Annotated in this window: 14 protein-coding genes; all 14 read left to right on the top strand. The window is 44.7% G+C overall.

Going from position 1 to position 12,452, the window contains the following annotated elements:
* Positions 1-2: 2 nt before the first annotated feature.
* The 14 genes from cheA to rseP all read left to right on the top strand — a co-directional run bounded on the left by cheA (position 3) and on the right by rseP (position 12,439).
* The gene (gene cheA / locus J7E26_RS05120) at positions 3-2,027 is read left to right on the top strand and encodes a chemotaxis protein CheA (protein WP_214799277.1); all 2,025 of its coding nucleotides are present in this window, start codon (positions 3-5) and stop codon (positions 2,025-2,027) included.
* A 20-nt stretch (positions 2,028-2,047) separates the two neighbouring features.
* A complete protein-coding gene (cheW, locus tag J7E26_RS05115) occupies positions 2,048-2,521 on the top strand; it encodes a chemotaxis protein CheW (RefSeq protein WP_214799276.1) in 474 nt (157 codons plus the stop codon).
* Positions 2,522-2,536: 15 nt separating this feature from the next.
* Entirely contained in the window at positions 2,537-3,166 is a 630-nt protein-coding gene (cheC, locus tag J7E26_RS05110; RefSeq protein ID WP_214799274.1) for a chemotaxis protein CheC, read from the top strand.
* Positions 3,163-3,663: a chemotaxis protein CheD gene (gene cheD / locus J7E26_RS05105; RefSeq protein WP_214799272.1), complete on the top strand. Its 501-nt coding sequence runs from the start codon at positions 3,163-3,165 to the stop codon at positions 3,661-3,663. Before cheC ends, cheD begins: the two co-directional genes overlap by 4 nt.
* A gap of 26 nt (positions 3,664-3,689) precedes the next feature.
* Positions 3,690-4,454: a FliA/WhiG family RNA polymerase sigma factor gene (gene sigD / locus J7E26_RS05100; protein ID WP_214799270.1), complete on the top strand. Its 765-nt coding sequence runs from the start codon at positions 3,690-3,692 to the stop codon at positions 4,452-4,454.
* A gap of 27 nt (positions 4,455-4,481) precedes the next feature.
* Positions 4,482-4,958, top strand: coding sequence for a DUF6115 domain-containing protein (locus J7E26_RS05095; protein ID WP_214799268.1), 477 nt, complete (start codon positions 4,482-4,484; stop codon positions 4,956-4,958).
* Between the two features lie 143 nt (positions 4,959-5,101).
* The gene (rpsB, locus tag J7E26_RS05090; protein WP_214799266.1) at positions 5,102-5,839 is read left to right on the top strand and encodes a 30S ribosomal protein S2; all 738 of its coding nucleotides are present in this window, start codon (positions 5,102-5,104) and stop codon (positions 5,837-5,839) included.
* 99 nt (positions 5,840-5,938) lie between these two features.
* Positions 5,939-6,820, top strand: coding sequence for a translation elongation factor Ts (tsf, locus tag J7E26_RS05085; protein ID WP_214799264.1), 882 nt, complete (start codon positions 5,939-5,941; stop codon positions 6,818-6,820).
* Between the two features lie 145 nt (positions 6,821-6,965).
* On the top strand, positions 6,966-7,688 hold the full coding sequence (pyrH, locus tag J7E26_RS05080) for a UMP kinase (RefSeq protein WP_214799262.1): 723 nt from the start codon (positions 6,966-6,968) through the stop codon (positions 7,686-7,688).
* Position 7,689: 1 nt separating this feature from the next.
* The gene (gene frr, locus J7E26_RS05075) at positions 7,690-8,247 is read left to right on the top strand and encodes a ribosome recycling factor (protein ID WP_061520548.1); all 558 of its coding nucleotides are present in this window, start codon (positions 7,690-7,692) and stop codon (positions 8,245-8,247) included.
* A 126-nt stretch (positions 8,248-8,373) separates the two neighbouring features.
* Positions 8,374-9,156 (top strand): undecaprenyl pyrophosphate synthase, encoded by a 783-nt coding sequence (locus J7E26_RS05070; RefSeq protein ID WP_214799260.1) that lies wholly within the window; start codon positions 8,374-8,376, stop codon positions 9,154-9,156.
* A gap of 3 nt (positions 9,157-9,159) precedes the next feature.
* The gene (locus J7E26_RS05065; protein ID WP_214799258.1) at positions 9,160-9,957 is read left to right on the top strand and encodes a phosphatidate cytidylyltransferase; all 798 of its coding nucleotides are present in this window, start codon (positions 9,160-9,162) and stop codon (positions 9,955-9,957) included.
* Between the two features lie 55 nt (positions 9,958-10,012).
* The gene (gene dxr, locus J7E26_RS05060; protein ID WP_214799256.1) at positions 10,013-11,164 is read left to right on the top strand and encodes a 1-deoxy-D-xylulose-5-phosphate reductoisomerase; all 1,152 of its coding nucleotides are present in this window, start codon (positions 10,013-10,015) and stop codon (positions 11,162-11,164) included.
* A 6-nt stretch (positions 11,165-11,170) separates the two neighbouring features.
* On the top strand, positions 11,171-12,439 hold the full coding sequence (gene rseP / locus J7E26_RS05055; RefSeq protein ID WP_214799254.1) for an RIP metalloprotease RseP: 1,269 nt from the start codon (positions 11,171-11,173) through the stop codon (positions 12,437-12,439).
* Positions 12,440-12,452 lie beyond the last annotated feature (13 nt).

Below are 12,452 nucleotides of genomic sequence, written 5' to 3'. Positions count from 1 at the left end.
AATTGGATATGAATCAATATTTAGATGTCTTTATTGATGAAAGTAAAGAGCACTTGCAGACATGTAACGAAAAGCTGCTGCTTTTGGAAAAAGATCCGGCAGACCTTCAGATTGTCCATGACATCTTCAGAGCTGCCCATACGCTGAAAGGCATGAGCGCAACAATGGGGTATACAGACTTGGCGCATTTAACCCATCTGATGGAAAATGTGCTGGACGCCATCCGCAACGGAGAGATGGCGGTTACATCAGAATGGCTGGACGTCCTGTTTGAAGCGCTTGACCACCTTGAAGAGATGGTGCAGTCCATTATTGACGGGGGAGACGGCAAAAGGGATATTTCTGAAGTGAGCGCGAAGCTCGACGTAAACGCTGTGCATGAGACCGCAGCTTCCGTTGAAACAGCCGAACCGCCAGCCGCAGAAAATAAGGAAGCGGCAGCTTGGGGTTATGATGAATTCGAACGGACCGTCATTGAAGAGGCAGAAGAGCAAGGATTCAGCCGCTATGAAATAAAGGTGTCCCTCAATGAAAACTGCATGCTGAAAGCAGTGCGGGTTTACATGATATTCGAAAAGCTGAATGAAGCTGGGGAAGTCGCGAAAACGATTCCGAGTGCGGAAGTGCTTGAAACGGAGGATTTCGGCACAGATTTTCAAGTGTGCTTCTTAACAAAGCAGCCCGCTGAAGAGATTAAGCAAATCATAAGCGGCATTTCAGAAGTGGAACGCGTGGAGGTTTCTGTCGGCGCGCCGTTAAAATCGGCCGAAAAACCGAAAGAGCCGCAAGCTGCTGAACCAGTGAAGACCGTGCCTGTCAAAAAAGCCGAGAAACAGCCGAAGCCCGCAAAGACAGAAGAGCATACGAAGCATAACGGCGGCTCCAAAACGATCCGTGTCAATATTGAAAGACTTGATTCTTCGATGAATCTATTCGAAGAGCTGGTCATTGACCGGGGGCGGCTTGAGCAAATCGCCAAAGAGCTGGATCATAATGAATTGACTGAAACCGTTGAACGGCTGACAAGAATCTCTGGAGACCTCCAGTCTATCATTCTCAATATGCGAATGGTTCCAGTAGAAACGGTCTTTAACCGTTTTCCGAGAATGATCCGCCAGCTTCAAAAGGAATTAAACAAAAAAATAGAACTGTCCATCATCGGCGCTGAAACCGAACTTGACCGCACAGTGATTGATGAAATCGGCGATCCGCTTGTCCATTTAATCAGAAACAGCATTGATCACGGTATAGAATCGCCTGAAGTGCGCGTAAGTAAAGGGAAATCAGAATCCGGCCAGGTCGTTCTTAAGGCTTATCACAGCGGCAACCACGTCTTTATTGAGGTTGAAGATGACGGAGCGGGACTGAACAGAAAGAAGATTCTCGAAAAAGCGCTCGAACGCAACGTGATTACCGACCGGGAAGCTGAAACGCTTGAAGATAATGAAATCTACGAACTTATTTTTGCGCCCGGCTTCTCGACTGCTGATCAAATTTCCGATATTTCAGGCCGGGGCGTCGGATTGGATGTCGTTAAAAACAAACTCGAATCTCTCGGCGGATCAGTCAGTGTAAAGTCAGCAGAAGGCCAAGGCTCGCTCTTTAGTATTCAGCTTCCGCTGACACTGTCCATTATATCTGTTTTGCTGATAAAACTTGAAGAAGAGACATTTGCGATACCGATTTCTTCTATTATAGAGACGGCAGTTATTGATAAAAAGGATATCCTGCAGACGCATGACAGGGAAGTCATTGATTTCAGAGGACAGATCGTGCCGATCGTCTACTTGAAAAAAGAGTTTAACATCACCGATACAAAAGAAGACGCAGAGCAGTTCCATATGATCGTTGTGAAAAAAGGCGATAAATCAACTGCATTTGTCGTCGACTCTTTTATCGGCCAGCAGGAAGTCGTACTGAAATCACTCGGCGACTATTTAACAAATGTCTTTGCGATTTCCGGCGCCACGATTCTTGGGAATGGCGAAGTGGCGCTGATTATTGATTGTAATGCGCTGATCTACTAACGACACGAGGAGGTGCCCACATGACTGCGGAAATCAAAACTGGTGAAAAAATGATTGTGTTTATGATAAACGGGAAAGAGTACGCGATTTCAGTTTCACAAGTGAAATCAATTGAAAAGTGGCAAAAACCGACGAGAATACCAGGTGTTGAATCCTATATTCGCGGCGTCATTAATTTACGCGGCGTGATCACGCCGGTTCTGGATTTAAGAAAGCGTCTTAACCTGCCTGAGCAAGAAATCACTGAAGAATCACGAATTATTATCATCGCTTACCGTGATGCGGAGGTCGGATGGGTCGTGGACGAAGCCAATGACGTCATTACCGTGCATGAAAATGAAATTGAGTCTGCGCCTGAAAGCCAGACAAAGGAAGCGGATGTGTGGATTAAACAGATCGTAAAGCAAGAAAACAGACTGTTGAATATTATTGATGCGCAAGCGGTGCTGGACAAAGATTCTGCGCTGTCTGTGCCCGATCAACCTTATGCTTAAAGGGGTTAAGACAACATGAGTATGTTTAAAGGAATCAAAGAAGAGCAAATGGACATTTTGCGGGAAGTCGGGAATATCGGTGCAGGCCACTCGGCTTCTGCAATGGCTCAGCTGCTCAATAGAAAAATAGATATGGAAGTGCCGTTTGCTACATTGCTGACATTTGATGAGCTCGCTGATTTTTTTGGCGGCGCTGAAACGCCGGTTGCGAGTATCTTTTTAAGAATGGAAGGCGACATGACCGGCTCTATCTTTCTCATTATGCCTTTTCATCAAGCGGAACAGTTTATCAGAGAGCTGATCGGCAATCCGGATTTTGATATTGATCAGTTAAGCGAGGACCATTTAAGCTCTTCTGCCTTACATGAGCTGGGCAATATTTTAGCAGGTTCCTATTTAACGGCATTGGCTGATTTGACGAAACTGGACATTTATCCGAGCGTGCCGGAAGTCTCCCTTGATATGTTCGGAGCGGTCATCAGCGAAGGATTAATGGAGCTAAGCCAAGTCGGGGAGCATGCCATTGTCGTGGACACCTCTATTTTTGACCAGAGCAGCCGGCAGGAGCTGAAAGCCCATATGTTTATGCTGCCGGACTATGATTCATTTGAAAAACTCTTTGTCTCATTGGGTGCATCTTTATGAGCCATGCGGAAGCTGTCGTCGTAAAAGTAGGGATTGCTGACGTTCAGGTCGCCCGTTATCCGGAGAAAATCCGGACTTCGGGTCTCGGTTCATGTGTGGGATTGGTTTTATATGATAAAGACAAGCAGACAGCCGGACTTGTTCATGTCATGCTGCCGGATTCGGCTTTATCGAAAACAGCAGAGCTTAACCGGGCAAAATATGCCGACACTGCCGTAAAGGCGACGATTGATATGCTGCTGGAAGCCGGTTGCCGCAAGTTTGCTCTAAAGGCTAAACTCGCGGGGGGAGCGGAAATGTTCAAATTTAAAATGACGAACGACTTGATGAAAATCGGCCCCCGAAATGTAGCGGCCATTAAAGAACAGCTTACATTGTATAACATTCCTGTCATCAGTGAAGATACGGGCGGCTCAAGCGGCCGGACGATTGAATTTGAACCAAAGTCCTGCATGCTGCATATCCGAACTGTTAAACAAGGTGAAACAACGATTTAATTAAGGTATGAGGTAGGGGGATAACGATGCAATCCTTGAATTATGAAGATCAGGTGCTTTGGTCGCGCTGGAAAGAGTGGAAAGATCCTAAAGCCGGTGATGATTTAATGCGCCGCTACATGCCGCTAGTCACATATCATGTCGGCAGAATTTCTGTCGGACTGCCAAAATCGGTGCATAAAGACGATCTAATGAGCCTTGGTATGCTTGGTTTATATGATGCCCTTGAAAAATTTGACCCCAGCCGGGATTTAAAATTTGATACCTACGCCTCGTTTAGAATTCGCGGTGCAATCATTGACGGGCTGCGCAAAGAGGATTGGCTGCCCAGAACTTCACGGGAGAAGACAAAAAAGGTCGAGGCTGCGATTGAGAAATTGGAACAGCGCTACCTTCGCAATGTGACGCCCTCAGAGATCGCAGAAGAGCTGGGGACGACGGAGCAGGACGTGGTGTCAACGATGAACGAAGGTTTTTTTGCCAATCTTTTGTCAATCGATGAAAAGCTGCACGATCAGGATGACGGTGAAAATATTCAAGTAATGATCAGAGATGACAAAAACGTGCCGCCGGAAGAAAAAATCATGAAGGACGAGCTGATCGCTCAGCTTGCCGGAAAAATTCATGAGCTTTCTGAAAAAGAGCAGCTTGTCGTCAGTCTATTTTATAAAGAAGAGCTGACATTGACCGAAATCGGACAAGTGCTGAACCTTTCGACTTCGCGGATCTCGCAGATTCATTCAAAGGCACTTTTTAAATTAAAGCATTTGCTTGAAAAAGTAATTCAATAACGAACTCATGGTTAGCGAGTGAAAAACATGTCAACACTATTATGGCTTTTGAGCTTTGTGCTTCACGGCGTATTGCTTTATGCCGTCATTATTCTGTATACGAGGTTTTCAGCTCTTAAGGAGACAGAGCGTCAGCAGCAGAAGATACTCGAAGAGACGGAAAACACACTTGCTGCGTTTCTGCTCGAATTAAAAGAAGAAAACGAGAGACTCAAAGATACCCGGAGCCCGAATGCCGGGATGGAAGACACCGCAAATGACACGCCTCAACCCGCTGAAACAAAGCGGCGGCCTGACATTCCGGATCATATTGAAGCGCTGATCAGTGAAGTGGAACGCGCTGAAAATGACGAAAACAAAGGCGGGCGTTCGTTTGAAGAGCAGGTTTCAGATTTATACGAACAAGGGCTCACTCCGGGCGAAATCGCCAAAAGGATGAAGAGCGGAAAGACGGAAATCGAGCTGTTTTTAAAATTTCGCGGCAAAGCTGTAAAGGATTCTTGATTGTCGCATAAAGCTGTGTTATATTATTTCTTGGTGTTAAATACACACGCTTAACGATTTATGCAGAGGGTGCTGCAGGCGGCAGTTCTGCACAAAAATGACCTAAGCGGAGGAAAAAAACCATTTTATTAGGAGGAAATCACATGTCAGTTATTTCTATGAAACAATTGCTTGAAGCTGGTGTTCACTTCGGTCACCAAACACGCCGTTGGAACCCAAAAATGAAGCGTTACATTTTCACGGAGCGTAACGGAATCTACATCATTGACCTTCAAAAAACAGTGAAAAAAGTAGAGGAAGCTTACAACTTCACGAAAAACCTTGCTGCTGAAGGCGGAAAAATCCTTTTCGTCGGCACAAAAAAACAAGCCCAGGATTCTGTTAAAGAAGAAGCTGTACGCTCTGGCATGTTCTATGTCAACCAACGCTGGTTGGGCGGAACACTGACAAACTTCGAAACAATCCAAAAACGTATTAAACGTTTGAAAGACATTGAAAAAATGCAAGAAAACGGTACGTTTGAAGTACTTCCGAAAAAAGAAGTTGTTCAATTAAAAAAAGAATTAGAGCGTCTTGAAAAATTCCTAGGCGGAATTAAAGATATGAAGGGTCTTCCTGATGCATTATTCATCATCGATCCTCGCAAAGAGCGCATCGCTGTTGCGGAAGCTCGCAAATTGAACATTCCTATCATCGGAATCGTAGATACAAACTGTGATCCTGATGAAATTGATGTCGTAATCCCTGCAAACGATGACGCGATCCGCGCTGTCAAACTTCTTACTTCAAAAATGGCAGACGCTATCTTGGAAGCGAAGCAAGGCGAAGAAGAAGCGGTAGCTGAAGAAACTGCACCTGAAACAGAAACGACAACTGCGTAACCTAATCAAAAGGTGATAAGAGGGACTGCCTTTTATCACCTTTTTTCAAGAAAAATGTATCTATACATATCTTGTTTACACATATAAGGAGGAATAAACATGGCTATTACTGCACAGCAGGTAAAAGAACTGCGTCAAAAAACAGGCGCGGGTATGATGGATTGTAAAAAAGCGTTAACTGAAACTGACGGAGATATGGACAAAGCAATCGACCTTCTAAGAGAAAAAGGAATTGCTAAAGCGGCTAAAAAAGCTGACCGTATTGCTGCTGAAGGTTCTACGCTTATTAAAACGGACGGCAACAAAGGCGTTATCTTAGAAGTAAACTCTGAAACTGATTTCGTTGCGAAAAACGAAGGCTTCAAAGAGCTTCTGAACACGCTTGCTGACCACCTTCTTGCAAACGCTCCGGCTGATCTTGAAGAAGCAATGGGACAAAAGATGGAAAACGGTTCTACTGTTGAAGAATACATCACAAGCAACGTTGCTAAAATCGGAGAGAAAATCACTCTTCGCCGTTTTGCCGTTCTTACAAAAGAAGACAGCGACGCTTTCGGCGCTTACCTTCACATGGGAGGCCGCATCGGCGTATTATCTGTTCTTAGCGGAACAACTGATGAAGATCTTGCGAAAGACATCGCTATGCACGTTGCTGCAGTAAACCCTCGCTACATTTCTCGCGACCAAGTGTCTGAAGAAGAAGCGAACCATGAGCGTCAAATTCTGACTCAGCAAGCCCTTCAAGAAGGTAAACCTGAAAACATCGTTGCTAAAATGGTTGAAGGCCGTCTGAACAAGTTCTTCGAAGAAATTTGCCTGTTAGACCAAGCTTTCGTTAAAAACCCAGACGAAAAAGTGAAACAAGTTGTGGCTGCGAAAAAAGCAACAGTTCAAACTTACGTCCGCTACGAAGTTGGAGAAGGTATTGAAAAACGCCAAGAAAACTTTGCTGAAGAAGTTATGAACCAAGTGAAAAAATAATGGTGAAAAGCCTTGGCGAATCTTTCGCCGCTTTTCAGGCAGTATAGGGGACACAACTTGTGTTCCCTATTTTTAAAACTATATTTACAAACCTTTTTTTCTCTTGCATAATAGGAAACGGCAATGTTTACACTTGGAGGTTATCATGGAAAAACCAAAATACAATCGTATCGTTCTAAAGCTTAGCGGAGAAGCATTGGCAGGGGAACAGGGAAACGGAATTAATCCGACTGTCATTCAATCCATAGCAAAACAGGTAAAAGAAATCGCTGAGCTTGACGTCGAAGTAGCCGTAGTCGTAGGCGGCGGCAACTTATGGCGCGGAAAAACAGGCAGTGACTTAGGAATGGACCGTGCGACGGCCGATTATATGGGTATGCTTGCGACTGTCATGAACTCACTTGCTTTGCAGGACAGCCTCGAAACACTCGGAATCCAGTCCAGAGTGCAAACATCAATTGAAATGCGGCAGGTCGCTGAGCCGTACATCAGAAGAAAAGCCATCCGCCACTTGGAGAAAAAACGTGTCGTTATTTTTGCCGCGGGTACAGGAAATCCTTATTTCTCTACGGACACAACCGCAGCACTGCGGGCCGCTGAAATTGAAGCGGATGTGATCTTAATGGCTAAAAATAATGTCGACGGTGTTTATAATGCCGATCCGAGAAAAGATGAATCCGCAGTAAAATACGAAACATTATCTTATCTCGATGTTTTAAAAGACGGGCTGGAAGTCATGGATTCTACAGCTTCTTCACTCTGTATGGATAATGATATTCCGCTGATCGTCTTTTCTATTATGGAAGAAGGAAACATTAAGCGCGCCGTAATCGGCGAATCAATCGGAACGATCGTGAGGGGGAAATAACGTGTCAAACGAAGTATTAACACAAACGAAAGAACGTATGGAAAAAGCGGTTGCCGCTTATTCTCGTGAATTGGCGTCAGTCCGCGCGGGACGTGCCAATCCGTCTCTATTAGATAAAGTAACAGTTGAATACTACGGTGCCCAAACACCTTTAAACCAGCTGTCTTCCATCAATGTGCCTGAAGCTCGTATGCTGGTTGTCACACCGTATGATAAAACAGCGATCGGCGATATTGAAAAAGCGATTTTAAAAGCGGATCTTGGCGTAACACCTACAAGTGACGGCACAATCATCCGCATCGCCATCCCTGCTTTGACGGAAGAAAGACGGAAAGAACTTGTCAAAGTGGTGAAAAAATACGCGGAAGAAGCGAAAGTGGCAGTCCGTAATGTACGCCGTGACAGCAACGATGAACTCAAAAAACTTGAGAAAAACGGTGACATTACTGAAGATGAGCTGCGTGCTTCTAATGAAGACGTTCAAAAGCTGACAGATGAGTATGTGTCAAAAATTGACAGTGTTACAAAAGACAAAGAAAAAGAAATCATGGAAGTTTAATGAAAAACTCTGTACAATAGATAATGTGAAAAGACCCTCTCATGTTTACAGGGGGTTTTTTTGTTAATACTGTTGATTAACATTGATCATCAGCAACGCAACCTTTTTGGGTGACGGAGGAATCTCATGCTCAACATACTCAAAAATTGGAAGAATCAGCAGAATGCGGCTTCCAACTTAGAACGGTATACAAAAGAAGACATACTGAAGGGTGAAATTCCCGCACACATTGCCATCATTATGGACGGGAACGGACGCTGGGCGAAAAAACGCTCACTTCCGCGAATTGCCGGACATCATGAAGGAATGAAAGTGGTAAAAAGAGTCACGAAGCTTGCAAACCAGCTGGGCGTCAAAGTTCTGACTCTATATGCCTTTTCTACGGAAAACTGGAAACGTCCGAAAATGGAAGTGGACTTTTTGATGAAGCTTCCGGAAGAGTTTTTGAACACGTATCTTCCTGAATTAATCGAGGAAAATGTGCGGGTGAAAATCATCGGGGATGAATCCGCGCTTCCTTCCCATACGTACAAGGCGATAGAAAAGGCTGTAAAAGATACTGAACAAAATGACGGACTGATTCTTAATTTTGCCTTGAACTACGGCGGACGGACAGAGATCGTAAATGCTGCAAAAGCACTCGCTGAGCGGGTGAAAGACGGCTCATTGAATATCGAAGACATTGATGAAGCGCTTTTCTCCGATCATTTAATGACTGAATCGATACAGGATCCGGAGCTTCTTATCAGAACGAGCGGAGAAATCAGGCTGAGCAACTTTATGCTTTGGCAGGTGGCTTACAGCGAATTCGTTTTTACAGATGTCTTGTGGCCTGACTTTAAAGAAAATCACTTTTTACAGGCATTGGGAGAATATCAACAGCGGGGCCGGAGGTTTGGCGGAATTTAGAGGATGGTGGAAATGAAACAAAGATTGTTAACAGGTGTTCTGGCGGCGGCACTATTTTTATTTTTAGTTATTTTCGGAGGATTGCCGTTCACCGTATTTGTTTACGCAATGGGAAGTATAGCGCTTTTTGAGCTTTTGCGGATGAAAAAGCTCAGGTTTTTTTCATTTCCGGGACTGATCAGCCTGCTGTTATTGTGGCTGTTTATAATGCCGGGCAAATATCATTTCTTTGATGCGAAAATTGAAGTGACGATTTTCGCTGTACTGATATTGCTCAGTTACACCGTGCTGGTGAAAAACACCTTCACCTTTGATGAGGTCGGTTTTATCGTCCTCGCGACGATTTATATCGGGTTATGTTTTCATTATTTTATCGAAATCAGAAACATTGAAACAAGCGGGCTTTTATATATTTTTTATGCCTGTGTTGTCATATGGTCGACAGATTCCGGCGCATATTTCGTCGGAAAATCGCTCGGGAAACGTAAGCTGTGGCCTGAAATCAGTCCTAACAAAACAGTGGAAGGATTTCTCGGCGGCATTATTATCGCCCTCATATGTACAGCAGTATTTCAGCTGTTTGCAGGTCTTCCGATTTCATATCCGCTTCTGCTTTTGATTACGCTGGTTTTGTCTGTTTTCGGACAGATCGGGGATTTAGTGGAATCAGCGCTCAAACGGCATTATGAAGTAAAGGATTCGGGGAAAATCCTGCCGGGGCACGGCGGTATTTTAGATCGATTTGACAGCTTTTTGTTTGTCATGCCGTTCTTATACTTTCTGCTTGCGCTTTTTTCATAAGAAAGGCTAATATGAAAATAAGATCGATCTGGACGCATAGAATGGGAGTGGCATTTTGAAGAATATTTGTCTTTTAGGAGCAACAGGATCAATAGGGGAGCAAACGCTTGATGTATTGCGTATGCATCAAGACCAATTTCGTCTCGTCTCAATGACATTCGGCAAAAATGCCGAGAAGGCGATTCCGTTAATCAAAACCTTTCAGCCGAAATTTGTAGCGGTCGGCGACATGGATACATATCAAAAAGTGAAAGAAGCGTCTTTTTCTCATGAATGTCAAATCGGTATCGGAGAAGAAGGCCTGATTGAAGCGGCAGTCATGGATGAAGTGGATATCGTTGTCAACGCGCTGCTCGGAAGCGTCGGATTAATCCCGACGTTAAAAGCGATTGAACAGAAAAAAACAATCGCGCTTGCAAATAAGGAAACTCTCGTTACTGCCGGGCATATAGTGAAAGGACACGCAAAACAATACGGTGTGCCTCTCTTGCCGGTTGACAGCGAACATTCCGCTATTTTTCAGGCGCTTCAAGGCGAGAAAAATAAAAACATCGAACGCCTGATTATTACAGCATCCGGCGGAAGCTTCAGAGATAAGACACGGCAGGAGCTTGAATCAGTGACGATAGAAGATGCGCTGAATCACCCAAACTGGTCGATGGGCGCAAAAATCACGATTGATTCGGCTACAATGATGAATAAAGGGCTTGAAGTCATTGAGGCGCATTGGCTGTTTGATATTCCGTATGAACAAATTGACGTTGTTTTACATAAGGAGAGCATCATTCACTCGATGGTTGAATTTCACGACAGAAGTGTCATTGCCCAGCTTGGCAATCCGGATATGAGAGTGCCGATTCAATACGCGCTGACATATCCTGACCGGCTGCCTCTCCCTGAAACAAAAAGACTTGAATTATGGGAGATCGGGAGCCTTCATTTTGCGAAAGCTGATTTTGAAAGGTTCCGCTGCTTACAATTTGCCTTTGAATCGGGTAAAATAGGGGGAACGATGCCGACGGTCTTAAATGCGGCGAATGAAGAGGCCGTTGCTGCTTTTCTGGCCGGACACATTTCGTTTTTAGCTATTGAGGACCTGATTGAAAAAGCACTGCATCGTCACAGCGTGATTCAGCATCCGAGTCTTGCGGATATTCAAGAAGTGGACAAAGACACCCGGGGATACGTCAATTCAATACTCACATAAGGTGGTATGTTCGTGAATACAGTTATAGCGTTTATTATTATTTTCGGAACGCTCGTTTTCTTCCATGAACTGGGGCATTTATTGCTTGCCCAAAGAGCGGGGATTCTCTGCCGTGAATTTGCAATCGGCTTTGGCCCTAAAATTTTCTCATTTAAAAAAAATGAAACCGTATATACGATCAGGCTCCTTCCGATCGGCGGTTTCGTCCGCATGGCCGGTGAAGATCCGGAGATGATTGAAGTTAAACCCGGTTATACCGTCGGGCTTCTTTTTAATAAAGACGACCAGGTTGAGAAAGTCATTATTAATCAAAAAGAAAAATACCCCGATGCGTTAATTATTGAAGTAGAGACGGCTGATCTTGAGCATGAAATGAAAATTTCCGGGTACGAGCAGGGGAAAGAAGACGAACTGTCAAGCTTTACAGTCAGTCAAACCTCTTTTTTCATCGTAGACGGAGAAGAAGTGCAAATCGCGCCGTACAATCGCCAATTCGGATCAAAGCCTGTCTGGAAACGGATTAAGGCCATCGCTGCCGGTCCGATTATGAACTTCATTTTAGCGTATGTCATTCTTGTCATGCTCGGTTTCATACAAGGCGTGCCTTCCAATCAGCCTGAGCTCGGGAAGCTGACAGATAACGGACGCGCAGCGGCTGCGGGTTTACAAGAAGGCGACCGCATTCAAAGCATTAACGGAGAAAAAATGCGGTCATGGACCGATATTGTTACTGCGGTAAAAGAAAATCCGGGAAAAAAAATAGACGTTGCCGTCAAAAGGGATGGCAAGCCGCTTCATATTTCGGTTACACCTGAAGCGGTAAAAGATGAAAACAAAAACACAATCGGCCGTTTCGGCTCTTATGCCCCGACTGAAAAGGGCGCTTTTGCGGCTATCTCATACGGGGCCACGTCAACGGTTGATGTGACAAAAGCGATCCTGACCAATCTGGGCAAGCTGGTTACGGGACAGTTTAAGCTTGATATGCTCGCAGGCCCCGTCGGAATTTACGATATGACAGATCAGGTTGCAAAAACGGGCATTATCAACCTATTCCAGTTCGCTGCGTTCTTAAGCATCAATCTCGGAATCGTCAACCTGCTGCCGATTCCGGCGCTTGACGGCGGAAGACTGCTGTTTTTATTCATTGAAGCAATCCGCGGCAAACCGATTAACCGTGACAAGGAAGCGTTTGTTGTGTTTATCGGCGTGGCTTTCTTAATGCTTCTTATGCTGGTTGTCACATGGAACGATATCCAGCGCTTATTCTTATAATTGACTAGTAAAT

The organism is Bacillus sp. ISL-51, from assembly GCF_018613535.1.
In the GTDB taxonomy this organism is placed as follows: domain Bacteria; phylum Bacillota; class Bacilli; order Bacillales; family Bacillaceae; genus Bacillus.
The sequence above is the reverse complement of the archived record's forward strand: the minus strand, read 5'-3'. Positions and strand labels throughout refer to the sequence as shown.